Below are 17,613 nucleotides of genomic sequence, written 5' to 3' on the forward strand. Positions count from 1 at the left end.
AGCTTATCTGTACGAGAAAAGCTGGGACCTTTTGCCATCTGCAAGCGCGGCAAAGCCGATCCCATTTGCCAGAAATCCCGGTAGTCTCGCCTTTACGCCCCAGCCCTCATGTCGATCACCAGACGCAACCTCCTGATCGGTGCAGCCCTTGCTGCCTCTTCAGCCGCCCATGCCCAGCAGGACAAGCCGAACGCTATGCCCGTCACTATCCAACGAAACAGCTTCAGAAGTGGAGGCAAGGCGATTGCCGTCGAAACATTCCAGACGCCTGGCTCCGCATCCCGTCCAGCAATTCTCATGCTGCATGGAGCGGACGGCCTGAGCTACAATACCCAGTACCGCGAAGGCGCTCGCGATGTCGCGGCAGCCGGCTACCAGGTTCACCTCGTTCATTATCTCGACCGCACCGGCGAGAGGCGGGCATCCTTCGGCACCCTCTTCCAGAACTTCATGCCCTGGATGGGCACGGTCCAGGATGCACTCGCCTTCGCATCGGGTCATCCGGGGGCCGACCCGATGCGGGTCGGCATCATCGGCATCTCCCTCGGCGCAGCGTTGGGTCTTGCGGTCGCGAGCACGGATCCGCGCGTAAAAGCCCTGGTGAATTACTTCGGGCCGCTGCCGCAGGGAGCCATCGCCACCACGTCCAAGCTGCCGCCGACCCTGGTCCTGCACGGCTCGGCCGATCCCATCGTGCCGGTGGCGAACGCCTATGCGATCGAGGCGCTGCTGCGCCAGCAGAGCGTGCCGCATGAAATCAAGGTCTATCCCGGACAGGGGCACGGCTTCAGAGGTCCGGCGGAAGACGATGCAACGGCCCGATCCCTGGACTTCCTGCAGCGACACCTAGCGGGCGCGGGGGCTTCAACAGGGTCAAGGGCTCTTCCCGTGGGCGGCTGAGACGACTAAAACTTGCAACTCCTCAATCATCGGGCAGGAGCGATCATGACGGCTTCAGACGCAGCTCTCGCAGGCAACCCTCTTCTTACAACCTGGACCACGCCTTTCGGCCTTCCGCCGTTCGAGAGCATCGCACCGGAGCATTACAAGCCCGCCTTCGGTACGGCGCGCGCCGAGCAGCAGGCGCAGATCGCGGCCATTGCCGACAATGCGGAGGAGCCGACCTTCGTCAACACCATCGAGTCACTGGAAAAGAGCGGTCAGACGCTGAAGAAGGTCGGCGGCGTGTTCTTCAATCTTGCCGGCTCGCACACCAACGATGCGATTCAGGCCGTCGAGCGCGAAATGGCGCCGATCCTTGCCAAGCACCGCAACAGCATCTTCATGAACGAGGCACTCTACAAGCGCGTGGCTGCGCTCTACGAGAAGCGCGACAGTCTCGGCCTTTCCTCTGAGCAGGCTCGCGTCCTCGACCGCTACCACACTATTTTCGTGCGCGCCGGTGCGAAGCTCGGACCGGACGAAAAGAAGCGTCTCGCCGCAATTACCGAAAGGCTGGCGACCCTTGGCACGCAGTTCTCGCAGAACGTGCTGGCGGACGAGAAATCCTACCAGCTCGTTCTCGACGGCGAAGCGGATCTCGAAGGTCTGCCCTCCTTCCTGCGCGAGGCGGCGGCACAAGCAGCCGACGAGCACGGGCTGAAGGGCAAGTATGTGATCACCCTCTCCCGCTCCAGCATCGAGCCTTTCCTGCAATTCTCCAGGCGGCGCGACCTGCGCGAGCAGGCTTTCAAGGCCTGGGCAGCGCGCGGCGACAATGGCAATGCGGCCGACAACAAGGCGATCATCGCCGAAACGGCGGCGTTGCGTGCCGAGCGGGCGAAACTTCTCGGCTATGAGACGTTCGCCGATTTCAAGCTCGCCGACACGATGGCCAAGACACCGGACAACGTGCAGAAACTCCTGAACGACATCTGGGCTCCGGCCATCGCCCGCGCTAGGGAGGAGCGCGACGATCTGCAGGCCCAGGCACAGTTGATCGGCGACAACATCGTCATCGAGCCGTGGGACTGGCGCTATTATGCCGACCAGGTCCGCATGGCGCGTCATAATCTCGACGAGGCGACCATCAAGCCGTATTTCCAGCTCGATCGGATCATCGAGGCTTCGTTCGAGACGGCGCACCGGCTCTTCGGCCTCAGCTTCAAGGAATTGGAGGATTTTCCGCGCTATCACCCCGACATCCGTGCCTGGCAGGTGATGGATGCGGACGACACTCATATTGGCACCTTCATCGGCGATTATTTCGCGCGCTCATCCAAGCGCAGCGGCGCGTGGATGAGCGCCTTCCGCTCGCAGGAAAAGCTCACAGGCGATGTTCGTCCGATCATCGTCAACGTGATGAACTTCGCCAAGGGTGCCGCGGGCGAACCATCGCTCCTGAGCTTCGACGATGCGCGCACGCTGTTCCATGAGTTCGGCCACGGGCTGCACGGCCTGCTCTCGAACGTGACCTATCCGCTGCTTGCCGGCACGGCCGTATCGACGGATTTCGTGGAGCTTCCCTCGCAGCTCTATGAGCACTGGCTGTCGCAGCCAGATATCCTGCGTCGATACGCGACCCATTACCGGACCGGCGAACCGATTCCGGAAGAGTTGCTCGAACGCCTGATGGCTGCGCGCAATTTCAACCAGGGCTTCGCGACGGTCGAATATCTGTCTTCAGCCTTCGTCGATCTGGCGCTTCACCGTCGCAAGGATTCAGGCACTCTCGACGTGTCGGCTTTCGAGGCGGAAACCCTGAGGACGATCGGCATGCCGCGCGAGATCATCATGCGCCACCGCACGCCGCATTTCACGCATGTGTTTTCCGGCGATGGCTATTCGTCGGGCTATTACAGCTATCTCTGGTCCGAGGTGCTGGACGCGGATGCCTTCACGGCTTTCGAAGAGACAGGCGATGGTTTCAACAAGGACATGGCGGACAAGCTGAAGCGCTTCATCTACTCAGCCGGCAACCTGCGCGATCCGGCCGAAGCCTATACGGCCTTCCGCGGACGCCTGCCGACTGCGGACGCGCTTCTCGCCAAGCGTGGATTGGTGGCTGTGGTTGAAGATGCGTGAAAGAAGCTGGCGGGCCTGAAAAGGCCCGTCACGCCGCCCCGGTCGCGAGTTCCCTCGACCGTTTCAGGGCGTAGAACCGAATTTTGACGATCCGCGAAGCTTCCTTGGGAGGAGCCTGCGGCACGGGCATAGGACGCAAAACGCTCTTCAGGAAAGCCGCTCCTTTCGGATCGATCTCCAGGGCTTTCGCATCGAGCACCGGCATGGGGAACTATCCCTTTTTGGTTCGTGTTTGACCGGAAACGCAACGCCTACAAAGAAGAACAATTCCACAAAATCAAAGTTCCCTCGCTCAGCGGGAGAACCGGAGCTCGCTGACCTGCCGGGAAACCTGCCCGGGCGGCAGGATAGACGATGGAAAATGGGCTTTATTGGGGCTGTCGGGGAAGCGCTGCGGCTCCAGGCAAAGCCCACCGTGCCGTCCATACTGGGCGCCTCCCAAGCCCTGGACCGGCATGTCGATCAGGTGCCCGTCGTAGAACTGAACGCCCGGCTCCGTGGTCCACAGCTCCATGGTGAGACCGTTCTGGCGTGACGCCAATGTCGCCGCGTGGCGAAGCTCGCCATAGGGTCCGCGCAGGACGTAATTGATGTCGTAGAGGGTATGCTGTGCCCCATGGATTGGCCGCGGCGCTGTGAAATCGTAGTCGGTGCCGGCAACGGCCGTGATCTCGCCCGTGGGAATAAGATCGGGCCGGGTCGGCGTGATGAAGTCGCCTGCGATCGTCAGTTCGTGAGAGGAAATGTCGGGACTTCCGTCGAGGTTGAAATAGCCATGGGTGGTGAGATTGACCGGCGTCGGCTTGTCGGCCGTCGCCTCGAGCTCGATCCAAAGGCGACACGACGGCAGGAGCGTATAGGTGCACGTTGCCACGAGGCGGCCCGGATAGCCCATGTCGCCGTCCTCGGACACCAAGCTCAGGGTTACACTGGAAGACGTGTGGTCGACGATGCTCCATAGGCGCGTGCCGAAGCCCTTGCTGCCTCCGTGGAGCTGATTCTCGCCCTCGTTGGCATCGAGCCGGCAGGTCTCGCCGCTCAGGGTGAATTGCGCCCTCCCGATGCGGTTGCCATAGCGTCCGACGATGGCGCCGAAATAAGGGGAATGGGCGACGTAGTCCTCAATGGAATTCAGACCCAGCACCACCCGCTGTGGGCCACCGGCCAGCGGCACGGCCAAATCCCGCACCACGGCGCCCCAGGTGAGAACCTGCATCGTCATGCCGTCCGGCCCCTTCAGGGAGACCTGCAGCACGTCCTGCCCATTGAGGGTTCCGAAACGCTCGATGGTCATGATCCCTACCCCTCGAAAATATGGGCCTGCAGGCCGCGAACGTCGGTCTCGACCTTGAAGAGATGGCCTGCCATCACGTCGATATGCGGATCGCGGCCGATGGCCGCCGTGGTGATGTAGAGCGTGGTGAGGTCGGGCCCGCCGAAGGCGCATTTCGTCACCTGGGCCGTAGGAACCGGCACGATGCGTTCGACCGAACCGTCCGGCGCGAAGCGGGTGATGCGCGAAGCGCCCCAGTGGCAGACCCAGACATAACCCTCCGCATCGACTGCCATGCCGTCCGGATGAGCCCACCCCTCTTCGAAGCGGACGAATGGGCGCGGCTTGCCGATCTGGCCTCCTTGAGCGTCCAGAACATAGACCGTCCCATCAATCGTATCGGTTGCGTAAAGCCTCTGCCCGTCCGGGCTGAAGGCCGGTCCGTTGGTGACGATGATGCCGGAATGGAACTGGGTCAGCTCCTTGCCGTCCCAGCGCCAGAAAGCACCCGAGCCCTCTTTCTCCTCATCGTCCATGGTGCCGAAATAGATGGCCCGGTCCGGTCCCACATGGCCGTCGTTGATCCGGTTGTTCGGCTTGTCCCTGTCCGGAGACACGATGGGCTGCACCTCGCCTGACTTGAGGTTGAAGCGGCCAAGGCCCGACTTGAAGCCGGCGACGACTACGTCTTGATCGGGTGTCAAAGCAATGAAGCCCACCCGCTCGGGCGCATCGACCCGGAAATGCTCCTTGGTCTCCGGATGGTAGCGCCAGATGCCCGGTTTCTTGATGTCGACCCAGAAGAGCGTGTTCGAGCGATGATCCCAGACGGGTCCTTCGCCCAGGATGCAGGCGCTCGCCACCGCCACATGGGGGGTTTCCGGATGAACGGCTGGATGTGTCATGTCTCTTCCCCTTGTGAGGCGGTTTGGTGCTCCCTCGCTCCTGCCGGTAACTCCGGCCAGGCGGGATGGGTCCCGTCAGGCGGCAGCGCCGTCAGCAATTCGCTGCGCCAAGGCGACAAGGCTCATATCGGACCCGGCCGGTCCCATGAGCGACAGCCCCAACGGCGCGCCCGATCGGGAAGCCAGAGGAATCGAAACCTGAGGCAGGCCCGACAGGACCGATAGGCAGAGCAGGTTCAAGGCGTTGTTGCGATAATCGTTCAAGGCCTCATCACTCTGCGAAAGGAGCGGCGCGATGTCGGGCATGGTCGGCAGGATCAGCACTGCGTCATCGGCGAGGAGCGCGCTGAACCGCTTGCGGAAAGCCGCCCGAATCACCTGGGCTTCCGTCACTTGGGAATCCGTCACCGCCTTCGAGAACTCGAACCGGTCGGCCACACCGGGGCCAAGAGGAGGATGGTAGCGCTCGATCATCGGCCCATCGACCGTCCAGGCCTCGCGACTCTGGATGTAGCGCATCGTCCAGTAAAGGGCCGTGAAGCCTTCCGCCGCCACCTCGATAGGCTCAGGCCCGCCCAGCACGGCCTCCGCCTGGCGCAGCGCCGGGGCAAGCGCCTCCCGCACCTCCATGTGGAGAAGGGCAAAGGCATCCTGCGCCAGGAGCACCCGGGGGCTCTGCGGCAGGGGAGCGCTGTCCGGGCCGAGCAGCACCTCGCCGACCCGGATGAAAGTGGCGCCGTCGCGGGTGAAATATCCGCAGGTGTCGAAGGAGGGCGCAAGATCATGGCACCCTTCGAGGCTGACCCGGCCATGGGTTGGACGGATGCCGAAGAGGCCGCAATGGTTGGCCGGCGCCCTTACGGACCCGCCCGTATCGGTGCCGAGCGCGAAATCGCACAGCCCGTTCGAGACGGCCGCCGACGAGCCCGAGGACGAGCCCCCCGGAATGCGATCCGGTGCACCGCCGTTCACAGGGGTGCCGAAATGGGCGTTCTTGCCGCTCATGGAAAAGGCCAGCTCGTCCGTGATCGTTTTGCCGACGAGGCGGGCGCCCGAATCGAGAAGCTTCTGCACCGTGGGGGCCGTCCGGGTCTTGATGCCGGACATGGCGAGCATGTGAGGCGATCCCGCGCTCGTCGGATAGCCCGCCACGTCGAACAGATCCTTGGCGGCGAAAGTCAGGCCCGACAGCGGGCCGCTCGGGGCATGAGGGACTGGAACGGCCGGGTAAGGCATGAAAGCATGGGCGGGGTCGCGGTCGAGGAGCATGGGGCCTGCCGGGTTCTAAGGAACGAAGGCGGCGAATGTGTCATTGCCTCCCTGGCACAAGCAAGACAGGATTTCGCAGAGCTTGGCAGTTTAGGCTTTCTTCAGACCAGGATTGGCCCTAAATCCACGCAGGTTCTCGTTTGCAAGGAACGCGCAATGGCGAAGTTTTCGACGATCCGCTCGCTGGCTCTTGGGGCAGCGCTCGCACTCGGAGCGCCGGCGGTGCACGCGCAGCAGCCTCCGATCAAGATCGGCGAACTCAATTCCTACGCCCGGCAGGCCGCCTTCACGGTTCCCTATCGCAATGGCTGGCAGCTCGCCCTCGACGAGATCAATGCCAAGGGCGGGGTGCTCGGCCGCAAGATCGAGATCATCTCCCGCGAAGACGGCGCCACGACGGGCGACGCCACCCGTGTGGCCGACGAACTCGTGACCCGCGAAGGCGCCGTTCTGCTCTTCGGCTCGTTCCTGTCGAATGTCGGCGTCGCGATGGCGGATTTCGCCAACCAGAAGAAGATCGTCTACATCGCCGCCGAGCCCCTGACCGATGCCATCACGATGGCGCAGGGCAACCGCTACACCTTCCGCATCCGGCCCAACAACACCATGCAGGTGGGCATGCTGGTCGATCAGGCGAAGGCTTCGGGTGCGAGGCGCTGGGCCATCGTGGCGCCCAATTACGAATATGGCCAGTCGGCCGCGCAGGCGTTCAAGCGCCTAATCCAGGAGCGCGTGCCCGGCGCGCAGATCGTGACCGAGCAGTATCCGGCCCTCGGCAAGATCGAGGCGGGCGCCACCGTCTCGGCGCTCGAACAGGCCAAACCCGACGGCATCTTCAACGTGCTCTTCGGCCCGGACCTCACCCAGTTCGTGCGCGAGGGTAATACCCGCGGCCTCTTCGAAGGTGCGACGGTCCTCTCGCTCCTCACCGGCGAGCCCGAATGGCTCCTGCCCCTGAAGGACGAGGTGCCCGAGGGCTGGACCGTGACCGGCTATCCCTGGGACGAGATCAAGGAGCCGAAGCACAAGGCCTTCGTCGACGCCTACCGCGCCAAATACAATGACACGCCACGTCTCGGCTCGCTCCTCGGCTACATGGTCGTCTACATGATCCGCGATGCCATCGACCGTGCAGGCTCCACGGAGACCGAGGCGATCATCAAGGCGCTCGAGGATGCGAAGTTCGACACCGTCATCGGTCCTGTCACCATGCGCGGCATCGACAACCAATCCACCATGGGCGCCTGGGTCGGCAAGCTCGTGCTCACAGGCGCTGCCGGCGGCATGACGGACTGGACCTACAAGGACGGCACATCGTTCATGCCGACCGAGGCTGAGGTGAAGGCGGTACGGAAGGATTAGCGGGTTGCTGGCGCTGGATCCCTCCTTCCTCGCCGTTCAGGCCCTCAGCGGCCTCTCCAGCGCATCATCGCTTTTCATCACCGCCTGCGGCCTGACCATCGTCTTCGGCGTCACGCGGATCGTGAATTTCGCGCACGGTTCGCTCTACATGATCGGCGCCTACACAGCCGCGACCCTGGTGCCGCGCCTGCTCGAACTCTCCTTCGGGCCCGTCACCTTCTGGGCCGGAATCCTGGCCTCGGCGCTCATCGTCGGCATCATCGGCGTCATCATCGAAATCCTGCTTCTGCGCCGGATCTACGGCGCGCCGGAACTGTTCCAGCTGCTTGCCACCTTCGGCGTCGTGCTGGTGGTACAGGACCTCGTGGTGCAGGTGTTCGGGCCGGAGGACATTCTCGGACCGCGTGCGCCGGGATTGCGTGCGCCGGTCGAGATTCTCGGGCGGCGCTTTCCTTCCTACGAACTCGTGCTGATCGCGGCGGGCCCCATCGTGCTCGGGCTCGTGTGGCTTCTCCTGCGCAAGACGCGGTTCGGCGTGCTGGTGCGCGCGGCGACGCAGGATCGGGACATGGTGGCGTCGCTCGGTGTCAATCAGGCGATGCTGTTCACGGGCACGCTGTTTCTCGGCGCATTCCTTGCCGGGCTCGGCGGCGCGCTCCAGATCCCGCGCGTCTCGGCGAATACCGGAATGGATCTGTCCATTATCGCGGAGGCCTTCGTCGTCACGGTGGTCGGCGGCATGGGCAGCGTGCCTGGCGCATTTCTTGCAGCACTCATCATCGGGCAGTTGCAGGCATTCGGCATCCTGATCTTTCCCAAGAGCACCCTCGTCGTGGTGTTCCTGCTCATGGCCGTGGTGCTGGCGATTCGACCCTATGGTCTCTTCGGGCGCGCCGAAATCGTCGGCGGATCCCATGCCGTGGGCATTGCCAGCCACAAGCCTCTGCCCGGCAGGACCTATATTCTGCTCGCCGTCATGGCGGCGCTTGCCTGTTTCCCGCTGCTGGCCGATGCGTACTTGCTGAAGGTCGCGACCGAGATCCTGATCTTCGCGCTCTTCGCCTTCAGCCTGCAGCTTCTCATCGGGGTCGGCGGGCTCGTGAGCTTCGGCCATGCCGCGTTCTTCGGCCTCGGAGCTTATGGGTCGGCCCTCGCCGTGAAATGGCTCGACATGTCGATGGAGGCGGCCCTCCCACTCGGACTCACGCTGGCAGCTTTGGGCGCTGCGCTGATTGGCGCCTTCGTGGTCCGCCTATCGGGCATCTACCTCGCCATGATGACGCTTGCTGCTGCCCAGATCCTCTACGCGGTTGCCTTCCAATGGGTCGACGTGACCGGCGGCGACAACGGCATCGTCGGCGTATGGCCGTCGAGCTGGGCCGGCGGGCCGGTGCCCTATTACCTGCTGACGGCCGCGTTGACGCTCGTCGCGGTGCTGCTTCTGAAGCGGATCATCGACGCACCGTTCGGCTATGCCCTGCGTGCGGCCCGCGACTCGGAAGCCCGCGCGGAAGCGATTGGCCTGAAGGTCCGCCAACACCGCTGGCTCGCCTTCATGATCTCAGGCGCCGCAGCCGGACTGGCAGGCGGCCTCTATGCCTTCTCTCGCGGCTCGGTGGATCCGAGCCTGCTCGGCATCTCGACCTCTGTCGATGCGCTCACCATGCTTCTCCTGGGCGGTATCCAGACCGTCGCAGGTCCGCTCGTCGGGGCTGCGGTCCTGCACTTCCTGCGCGATCTGATCATGCCGCTCACGCCGCTCTGGCGGCTTCTACTGGGCCTAAGCATTATCGCCATGGTGCTGATCTTCCCGCGCGGCCTTGTGGGCACTGTGCAATATTGGCGAGAGGAGCGCGCATGACGCTTCTTGCCGTGACCGGCCTGCACAAATCCTTCGGCGGCGTGATGGCGGCCCGGGACGTGGACTTCACCGTCGAGCGTGGCGAGATGCTCGCCATCATCGGCCCCAACGGAGCGGGCAAGTCCACCGTGTTCAATATGGTCGGCGGCCAGTTGAGACCTGATCGGGGCCAGGTTCTGCTCGACGCCCATGATATCACCCATGCCTCGCCGCAGAAGCGCTTTCGCCGCGGCGTGGGACGCACATTTCAGGTGGCGCAGACCTTTCTCTCCATGAGTGCAGCCGAGAATGTGCAGATGGCGCTGATCAGCTGCCACCGGCAAAGCAACGGCCTCTGGTCCCCGGCCCGGGAGCGCCACCGCGAGAAAGCGGTCGCGCTGCTTTCTCAGGTGGGCATGGCGGAGGCGGCGGATGTCCCCTGCTCCGCGCTGGCCTATGGCGACGTGAAGCGGGTCGAGCTTGCCATCGCGCTGGCCGGAGAGCCCAAGCTCCTCCTCATGGACGAGCCCACTGCCGGCATGGCGCCGCGCGAGCGGGCGGAACTGATGGATCTCACCGGGTCCATCGCCACCTCGCAGGGGATCGGCGTGCTCTTCACCGAACATGACATGGATGTGGTCTTCGGCCATGCGGCCCGGGTGCTCGTGCTCCTGCGCGGCCAGATCATCGCCGCCGGGACCCCAGACGAGATCCGCCAGGATCCGCAAGTGAGGCGGGCCTACCTTGGCGACGAGCATGCCCTGGAGCGGCCGAAAGGATTGAGCCCCGCATGAGACGAGACGTGCTGCTCGATGTCCGGAACCTCAACGCCTTCTATGGCCGGGCGCAGGTGCTGTTCGGCCTGTCGTTTCATCTTTGTTCGGGCGAGGTGGTGGCGCTCGTCGGCCGGAACGGCGCCGGCAAGACCACGACCTTGAAGGCCATCATGGGGTTGATTTCCGCAAGCGCCACCCATGCGACCTTCAAGGGGCATTCCCTCGGCAGGCTTCCGACCTACAGGATCGCCCGCCTGGGGCTCGGCTACGTGCCGGAGGACCGGCGCATCTTCACCGATCTCACCGTCGAGGAGAACTTGGAGACGGGACGCCGGCCGGCCGGAGCGGACCGTTCCCCCTGGACGCCCGAGCGGCTCTTCCGGCTCTTCCCGAACCTCGCCGAGATGCGTGGACGGCGCGGCAACCAGATGTCCGGCGGCGAGCAGCAGATGCTTTCCATCGCCCGCACTCTCATGGGCAACCCGGACGCGATCCTGCTCGACGAGCCCTCCGAGGGCATCGCCCCGGTCATCGTCCAGATGATGGCCGAGGCGATCCGGGCCATGAAGGCCGAAGGCGTGGCCGTGCTCCTCTCCGAGCAGAACTGGGCTTTCGCCGCCGGCATCAGCGACCGGGCCTGCGTCATCGAGCGCGGCGAGATTCGGTTCCAGGGCTCCATGGCCGAGCTTATGGCCGATGAAGCCTTGCGGGCGGAAACCCTCGGGGTTTGATGCGCTAAAGCGTTGACGGAAGAGGCTCGAAGGGCGATATGCAGCCCATCCGGCGCCCGTTCCGCGCCATATCCCAGAATTCACGAAAGAGGAATTCCCGCTTCATGGGCGTCATCCATGTGACCGACCGGGCCGGCCAGCGCCATACCCTCGAGGCCATCGAGGGCTGGCGGGTAATGGAGATCATCCGGGACTGGGGCCTGCCCATCGAGGGCCTGTGCGGCGGAGCCTGCGAATGCGCGACCTGCCATGTCTTCGTCGCCGAGGGCTGGCTGGACAAGCTCTATCCTCCCACCGGCGAGGAGGAGGACCAGCTCGACACCGTGATGACGCAGCCTAACTCCCGCCTGTCCTGCCAGATCCTCTGGACCCCCGAACTCGACGGCCTGGAGGTCACCCTGGCCCCGACCGGAGCCTGACCGTCAAAAGGATTTTCAGGCGAAGTGGATATCGATCCGCCGCCTGAAAATGCGTCATAAAAGACCTGCTGAGCGGATGAGGATCTGCTAGATCCTCATCCGCTCAGCCTGCCACATTGCCAAGACCAGGAGACCGTGCTTTTCGAAAGGCCGTCTCTCGAAGGAGCCTGTTCATGACCGACCATATCGAAACGGACGTCGTCATCATCGGTGCCGGGCCCGTGGGCCTGTTCGCCGTGTTCGAACTGGGCCTCCTCGACATCAAATGCCATCTCATCGACATCCTGCCGAAAGTGGGCGGCCAATGCGCCGAGCTCTATCCGGAAAAGCCGATCTACGACATTCCGGGCTTCCCGATGGTGACCGGCCAGGGCCTCGTCGACAACCTGATGGCGCAGATCGAGCCGTTCAACCCCACCTTCCATCTCAACGAGATGGTGGAGAGCCTTGAATCCATCGGCACGCCCGAGGCACCCCTGTTCCGGGTCAAGACCTCCGAGAACGGCACCACGTTCATCTGCAAATCCGTGATCATCGCGGCCGGCGGCGGCTCCTTCCAGCCCAAGAAGCCCCCGATCGACAACATCGAATCCTACGAGGGCACGAGCGTATTCTACGCCGTGCGCAAGATGGAGATGTTCCGCAACAAGAACGTGCTGATCGTCGGCGGCGGCGATTCCGCCCTCGACTGGACCGTGAACCTGCAGCCCATTGCCAAGCGCCTGACCCTGCTCCATCGCCGCGATGCCTTCCGGGCCGCGCCGCACACGGTGGAGAAGATGCGCTCGCTGGTCGCCTCCGGCGACATGGACCTGCATCTGGGCCAGGTGAGTATGCTCAAGGGCGAAAATCATGTGCTGGAAGGCGCCGTGATCCGCAAGGACGACGGCTCGGAACTCACGGTCGATTGCGACGTCATGCTGCCGTTCTTCGGTCTTACCATGAAGCTCGGTCCCATCGCCGATTGGGGCCTGAACCTGCACGAGAACCTCGTCCCGGTCGATACGGAGAAGTTCGAGACCAGCGTTCCCGGCATCTTCGCCATCGGCGACATCAACACCTATCCGGGCAAGCTGAAACTCATCCTCTCCGGCTTCCACGAGGGCGCGCTGGCGGCCCAGAAGGTGCACCGCTACGTGTATCCCGAGAAGAAACTCCTGTTCCAATACACGACCTCTTCCACGAGCCTGCAGAAGAAGCTCGGCGTTGCTGCCTGAAGCCTTTTGCTTGAACGTTCCGCGGCCAGCCCCGCACGTCATGGCCGGGCTTGTTCCGGCCATCCCGATCCTGTGAAGCGCCGCGCTTGTTCTTCATCGAGATCGCCGGCACAAGGCCGGTGATGACGGCAAAAGTGAATGGGGGGCGGTCAAACTCTGAGGAGCAGCCTTGAGCCTCGGCGCATCCCAGCCCTCTTGCGAAGCAGACCGGTTCCTGAAACTCTCCGGCCCATGACAAACGCGACAGATTTCCCCCTCGGCCGCCGCGTGATGGCGATGATCGAGGATCTCGCCCAGCATACGGACGAGCCCGGCCGCCTCACCCGCCTTTATCTCTCCGACGCGCACCGCAGGGCTGCGGATGCCACGCTCCGGCTGATGCAGGAGGCGGGCCTGAATGCCCATATCGACGCGCTCGGCTCCGTCATCGGCCGCGTCGAGGGCGCCAATCCCGGAGCACCCGCGCTCCTCATCGGCTCCCATATCGATTCCGTGGTCGATGCCGGCCGTTATGACGGCAATCTCGGTGTGGTGCTCGGCATCGTCGTGGTCGAGGCACTGAAGCGGCAGGGCATCGCGCCGGCCTGCCCGATCGAGATCGTGGCCTTCGGCGACGAGGAGAACGTGCGCTTCCCGACCAACCTCTCCACGTCCCAGGCCTTGGCCGGCCGCTTCAACCCGGCCTGGCTCGACGGCAGGGATCAGGACGGAATTTCTTTCCGCGATGCCCTGATCCGCTTCGGTGGCGATCCAGGAGGAGCGGCTGCATTGGCGCGCGATCGGGCACGCTATCGCGGCTACCTCGAGGTGCATATCGAGCAAGGTCCGCTTTTGGAGGCGAAGGATCTTCCCATCGGCATCGTCTCCGCCATCAACGGCATCACTCGTGCCCGCGCCAGCGTGATCGGCGAAGCGGGCCATGCGGGGACCGTTCCGATGAATATGCGCCGGGATGCGCTCGCGGCCGTCGCCGAGATGATCGGCATCGTGGAGCGCGCGGGCTCGACGCGCACCGACACGGTCGCAACCGTCGGCGTGGTACAGGTGCAGCCCGGCGCGATCAACGTCATTCCGGCGCGCGTCGATTTCACCCTCGACGCCCGCTCGCCGGACGATGCGGTGCGTCTCGCCATGTTGCAGGACATCGTGACCGAGTGCCAGGCTGCCGCTCAACGACGCAATGTGAGCTTCACCATCGAGCCGTTCATGGAATCGCCCGCGACGCCCATGGACAAGGGTCTGATCGGGCGGCTCGAAGAGGCCGTGAGGTGCCTCGGCATCGAGCCGCTGCATCTCTCCTCCGGTGCAGGTCACGATGCGGTCGCGATGGCCAATCTCTGCCCCTCCGCCATGCTCTTCGTGCGCTGCAAGGACGGCATCAGCCACAATCCGGCGGAATCAATCACGACCGAGGATGCGGACGTGGCGGCCCGGGTGCTGATCGACGCCGTCAAGCGGATCGCTGCATAGGGTTTGCACGATGACGCTGTTGCCCACGATCGCGTTCGTCGACGATGCTTCCGCGCTTCATCCGATCGTGCTGGAGGGCGTGCGGGGCTTCAACAAAACGCTCTTCGCCAATTATCCGCCGGGTCAGGATCTCGCCATCGCCATTCGCGATCCGGACAGCAACGAGCCTGTCGGGGGACTTCTGGGACGCACGAATGGCGGCTGGCTTGCCATCGAGCTCCTCTTCGTGCCCGAGGCCTTTCGCGGCGTGGGACTTGCCACGCAGCTCATCGCGATGGCCGAGGAGGAAGCCCGGAACCGGGACTGCCACTCGGCCTGGATCGATACGCTCAATCCCGAGGCGCTCCGGCTCTACCAGCGCCTGGGATATGAGATTTTCGGAGAGCTCAAGGATTATCCTATCGGCGGCAGCCGCTTCTTTCTGCAGAAGAAGCTCGGGCCCGTCGCCTGATGCAAATCAGCGGCGCCACTCATCCGAGAGCACGGCCCAGCGTTCGTGATCGCGCCATTCGCCGTCGATCTTGAGATAGCGCGGCGAGTAGCCCTCCTGGCGAAAGCCCAGTCGCTTGACGAGTGCGCGGGACGGCTCGTTGCCCGGCTGGATGTTGGCTTCGACGCGATGCAGGCCGAGCTCGCGGAAGGCATGCGTCACGACGAGACTTACGGTTTCGCTCATCAGGCCGCGCCCGTTCATGCCGGCCATGCCGTAATAGCCCATATAGGCGCTCTGGAAGAAGCCGCGCACGATCTCGCTCACATTGACCACGCCGACGATCCGGCCGCTCTCCCGCTCGCGGGCGACGAAGCCGATGGACCGGTCGCCGTCGCAACGGCTGAGATAGCCGAGGAAGCTCGCGTGGTCACGGCAGGGCGACACCCAGGGCTCGTGCAGGTCGATGCTCGCGAGGTTGGCGGCAACCAGCTCGGCGGCGTCCGAGGACTGAACAGGACGAATGACAACGCGGGACAACATGGGATTCATTCCAGCTTCAGGAACCATGGCATAGACATGCCGTTGTCGTCAGCCCCTCCTCAATACATAAGGAATGGACCATGAGAGCCATCATTCTCCCCGCTTTCGCCCTTGCTCTCGGCGCCGGCTTCTTTGCTGCACCGCAAGAGGCTCAGGCTCGTTTCGGCGCCGAGCAGCTGCAAGCGCCGACGCTCGTCGACAACGTGCAATGCGTCACCCGTCGGATCCGCACCGTGCGCCCGAACGGCCGCGTGGTCTATCGCACCGTGCGGGATTGCGGCGTACGGCCGGGATGGGGCCGCGTCGATCGCTGCCGCACGGTGCGCGAGCGGGTGGTCCGTCCGAACGGCAGCGTGGTCTATCGCACCGTTCGCCGCTGCCGCTGATCAGGCTCGGCATTTAAACGCTCAGGGCCCGGTGAATCCGGGCCCTTTCTTTATTCCAGCTCGCCGACGGCGCTCTCGACCGCTTCGACCACGGCGCCAGAGCGCACGAGATCGAGTGCCTGACGCATCTCGGTAGCATACCATCGGTCGCCCTCGAGCGCCGGTGGAACGACGGCGCGGATCGCCTCCATCGCCGCCCGCGAGCCCTTGCCCAGCGGGTAATCCTTGGCGAGCGGCTCCACGAGCGTGAGCGCCTGCGCGGCCATCAGCAACTCGCCCGCCACGATCTGCTCCACGTTTTCCACGATGGTACGCGCCTTGCGCCCGCACCAGGTCGAGTTGGAGACATGATCCTCGGCGTTGGACTTGCCCGGAATCGAATCGACCGAACCCGGCGTCGCAAGCCCGCGGTTCTCCATCACCAGCGCCGACAGGGAGCACTGCACCGTGGCAAAGCCCGTATTGAGGCCGCGCTTGCCCGCCAGAAGATTGCGCGGCAATCCGTAGGACATGGTGGGATCGATGAGGCGCGCGAGGCGCCGCTCGGAGATGGTGCCGAGATCGGCCATCGCGATGGCCAGGAAATCCATGGCCTGCGCCATGTACTGCCCGTGGAAATGGCCGCCCGAGATCGACACGTAGCCGCCCTGCCCGTCGTCGAAGATCAGCGGGTTGTCGGTGGCGGAGTTCATTTCCGTGCCGATGATGCGCTCCACGTACTCCACCGCCTCGACGGCGGGTCCGTGAACCTGCGGCGTGCAGCGCAGGGAATAGACGTCCTGCACGCGAGGCGCAGCGGGCGTTCCCGGCTGACGCGGCTCGTCGGGGAACACGATATCGCGCGCCGCTTGCGAACAGCGCTTCGTGCCGTCGAGGATCCGCAGAAGATTGCGGGCGACCAGCGCCTGCCCCGGATGCGGACGTGCCTTGTGCACGCGCGGATCGAAGGCTGCGAGCTCGCCGCGCATGGCCTCGAGCGACAGGCACATGGCGATGTCGGCCTGCTTCAGGAGGCGGCGCGCGTCGAACGTGGCGAGAGCACCGAGCGCGAGCGACGTGGTCGAGCCGTTGATGAGGGCGGAGGCATCCTTCGCACCGAGCTCGAAATCGGGATCGAAACCGGCAGCCCTGATGGCTTCGCGCGCCGGCATCCGGCGGCCGCGATAAACCATTTCGGCCTCCTCGAAGCCGCAGACTGCACCGGCCATATGGGCGAGCGGCGCGAGATCGCCCGAAGCGCCGACGGAGCCCTTCTCGGGAATGACCGGATGCAGGCCCGCATTGAGGAAGGCGATGAGCCGCTCGACCAGTTCCACGCGCGGTCCGGAATAGTTCGACGCGAAGGCGTTGGCGCGCAGGAGCATCATGGCCCGCGTCACGTCCTCGGCGAACGGCTCACCGACTCCCGTGGCGTGGGCGTAGACCGTCTTGCGCTGATAGGCCGCCATGTCACTGATGAGGACGCGCTGGTCCTTGAACAGCCCGACGCCGGTGTTGAAGGCATACATGAGCGGCGCTTCGTCGTGCATCCAGGTGCGGTCGATATAAGCCCGCGTCGCCGCGATCCGCTCGTGTGCCTCCGGCGCCAGGGCGGCTTGGGCGAATGCTCCTTCGGCATCGGGGCGCGCCACGCGCACCACGTCCTGAATGCCGAGAGTGGCCCCGTCGAGCTTGACCGTCATCGCTGTTCCTCACGTTGAAGAAAAAGGGATACCGGGGCTTCGGACGCGGTGCAACCGCCGCCCGGAGCATGAGCATATCACAGAGCCAGCACCTGTAGGCCCAGGGCTTGGGAGCCCTGAGCCGTCAGGTTGATCGAGGGAGGTGCGACGGGCCGCCCGGTTCGATGACTATGGGTGAGATGGAAGAGCCGGACGGCGCTTCGCACGCGGTACTTTTCAGGCGGACCTCCTGCGCTGTCAGCCCAGGGTCGGCCTCCCGCGATCACAGGCGTGCGAGGCCTGCGGC

The 17,613-nt window shown here is 64.4% G+C and carries 18 protein-coding genes; 11 read left to right on the forward strand and 7 right to left on the reverse strand.

Features of this window, described 5'->3' with window-relative positions:
* Nucleotides 1-108 precede the first annotated feature (108 nt).
* A complete protein-coding gene (locus tag KHP60_RS05245) occupies nucleotides 109-900 on the forward strand; it encodes a dienelactone hydrolase family protein (protein WP_249688521.1) in 792 nt (263 codons plus the stop codon).
* Nucleotides 901-945: 45 nt separating this feature from the next.
* Nucleotides 946-3,024, forward strand: coding sequence for a M3 family metallopeptidase (locus tag KHP60_RS05250; RefSeq protein ID WP_213562513.1), 2,079 nt, complete (start codon nucleotides 946-948; stop codon nucleotides 3,022-3,024).
* 28 nt (nucleotides 3,025-3,052) lie between these two features.
* Here the strand turns inward: KHP60_RS05250 and KHP60_RS05255 are convergent, their stop codons facing one another.
* From KHP60_RS05255 to KHP60_RS05270, 4 genes are all read right to left on the reverse strand, one after another.
* Nucleotides 3,053-3,229 (reverse strand): hypothetical protein, encoded by a 177-nt coding sequence (locus KHP60_RS05255; RefSeq protein WP_213562514.1) that lies wholly within the window; start codon nucleotides 3,227-3,229, stop codon nucleotides 3,053-3,055.
* A gap of 87 nt (nucleotides 3,230-3,316) precedes the next feature.
* A complete protein-coding gene (locus KHP60_RS05260) occupies nucleotides 3,317-4,318 on the reverse strand; it encodes an aldose epimerase family protein (RefSeq protein WP_213562515.1) in 1,002 nt (333 codons plus the stop codon).
* Between the two features lie 5 nt (nucleotides 4,319-4,323).
* On the reverse strand, nucleotides 4,324-5,202 hold the full coding sequence (locus KHP60_RS05265; RefSeq protein ID WP_213562516.1) for an SMP-30/gluconolactonase/LRE family protein: 879 nt from the start codon (nucleotides 5,200-5,202) through the stop codon (nucleotides 4,324-4,326).
* Between the two features lie 75 nt (nucleotides 5,203-5,277).
* A complete protein-coding gene (locus KHP60_RS05270; protein ID WP_213562517.1) occupies nucleotides 5,278-6,471 on the reverse strand; it encodes an amidase in 1,194 nt (397 codons plus the stop codon).
* Nucleotides 6,472-6,627: 156 nt separating this feature from the next.
* On the opposite strand from KHP60_RS05270, the gene KHP60_RS05275 reads away from it, so the two are divergent.
* From KHP60_RS05275 to KHP60_RS05310, 8 genes are all read left to right on the forward strand, one after another.
* Nucleotides 6,628-7,833 carry an ABC transporter substrate-binding protein gene (locus KHP60_RS05275; protein WP_213562518.1) on the forward strand — a complete coding sequence of 402 codons (1,206 nt, stop codon included), beginning with the start codon at nucleotides 6,628-6,630 and terminating at the stop codon, nucleotides 7,831-7,833.
* A 13-nt stretch (nucleotides 7,834-7,846) separates the two neighbouring features.
* Nucleotides 7,847-9,694, forward strand: coding sequence for an ABC transporter permease (locus KHP60_RS05280; RefSeq protein WP_213562612.1), 1,848 nt, complete (start codon nucleotides 7,847-7,849; stop codon nucleotides 9,692-9,694).
* Nucleotides 9,691-10,467 carry an ABC transporter ATP-binding protein gene (locus KHP60_RS05285; RefSeq protein ID WP_213562519.1) on the forward strand — a complete coding sequence of 259 codons (777 nt, stop codon included), beginning with the start codon at nucleotides 9,691-9,693 and terminating at the stop codon, nucleotides 10,465-10,467. Before KHP60_RS05280 ends, KHP60_RS05285 begins: the two co-directional genes overlap by 4 nt.
* Entirely contained in the window at nucleotides 10,464-11,180 is a 717-nt protein-coding gene (locus KHP60_RS05290; RefSeq protein ID WP_213562520.1) for an ABC transporter ATP-binding protein, read from the forward strand. The genes KHP60_RS05285 and KHP60_RS05290 overlap by 4 nt, the downstream gene beginning before the upstream one ends.
* A gap of 104 nt (nucleotides 11,181-11,284) precedes the next feature.
* Nucleotides 11,285-11,599, forward strand: a complete 315-nt coding sequence (locus KHP60_RS05295; protein WP_213562521.1) for a 2Fe-2S iron-sulfur cluster-binding protein — start codon at nucleotides 11,285-11,287, stop codon at nucleotides 11,597-11,599.
* A gap of 173 nt (nucleotides 11,600-11,772) precedes the next feature.
* Complete coding sequence (locus tag KHP60_RS05300) at nucleotides 11,773-12,816, forward strand: NAD(P)/FAD-dependent oxidoreductase (protein ID WP_213562522.1); 1,044 nt, start codon at nucleotides 11,773-11,775, stop codon at nucleotides 12,814-12,816.
* Between the two features lie 231 nt (nucleotides 12,817-13,047).
* Nucleotides 13,048-14,286 (forward strand): allantoate amidohydrolase, encoded by a 1,239-nt coding sequence (locus KHP60_RS05305; RefSeq protein ID WP_213562523.1) that lies wholly within the window; start codon nucleotides 13,048-13,050, stop codon nucleotides 14,284-14,286.
* Between the two features lie 10 nt (nucleotides 14,287-14,296).
* Nucleotides 14,297-14,737 carry an N-acetyltransferase gene (locus KHP60_RS05310; protein WP_213562524.1) on the forward strand — a complete coding sequence of 147 codons (441 nt, stop codon included), beginning with the start codon at nucleotides 14,297-14,299 and terminating at the stop codon, nucleotides 14,735-14,737.
* A gap of 6 nt (nucleotides 14,738-14,743) precedes the next feature.
* Here KHP60_RS05310 and KHP60_RS05315 read toward each other — a convergent pair whose 3' ends face one another.
* Nucleotides 14,744-15,259 carry a GNAT family N-acetyltransferase gene (locus tag KHP60_RS05315; RefSeq protein WP_213562525.1) on the reverse strand — a complete coding sequence of 172 codons (516 nt, stop codon included), beginning with the start codon at nucleotides 15,257-15,259 and terminating at the stop codon, nucleotides 14,744-14,746.
* Nucleotides 15,260-15,339: 80 nt separating this feature from the next.
* Between KHP60_RS05315 and KHP60_RS05320 the strand changes: the two genes are divergently transcribed.
* Nucleotides 15,340-15,645 carry a hypothetical protein gene (locus KHP60_RS05320; protein WP_213562526.1) on the forward strand — a complete coding sequence of 102 codons (306 nt, stop codon included), beginning with the start codon at nucleotides 15,340-15,342 and terminating at the stop codon, nucleotides 15,643-15,645.
* Nucleotides 15,646-15,695: 50 nt separating this feature from the next.
* On the opposite strand, the gene hutH is transcribed toward KHP60_RS05320, so the two are convergent.
* Both hutH and KHP60_RS05330 read right to left on the reverse strand, forming a co-directional pair.
* Nucleotides 15,696-17,327 carry a histidine ammonia-lyase gene (gene hutH, locus KHP60_RS05325; RefSeq protein ID WP_213562527.1) on the reverse strand — a complete coding sequence of 544 codons (1,632 nt, stop codon included), beginning with the start codon at nucleotides 17,325-17,327 and terminating at the stop codon, nucleotides 15,696-15,698.
* A gap of 77 nt (nucleotides 17,328-17,404) precedes the next feature.
* The coding region (locus tag KHP60_RS05330) for a hypothetical protein (protein WP_213562528.1) at nucleotides 17,405-17,613 on the reverse strand (209 nt) is incomplete at its 5' end.

The organism is Microvirga sp. 3-52 (assembly GCF_018383585.1).
Classification (GTDB): domain Bacteria; phylum Pseudomonadota; class Alphaproteobacteria; order Rhizobiales; family Beijerinckiaceae; genus Microvirga.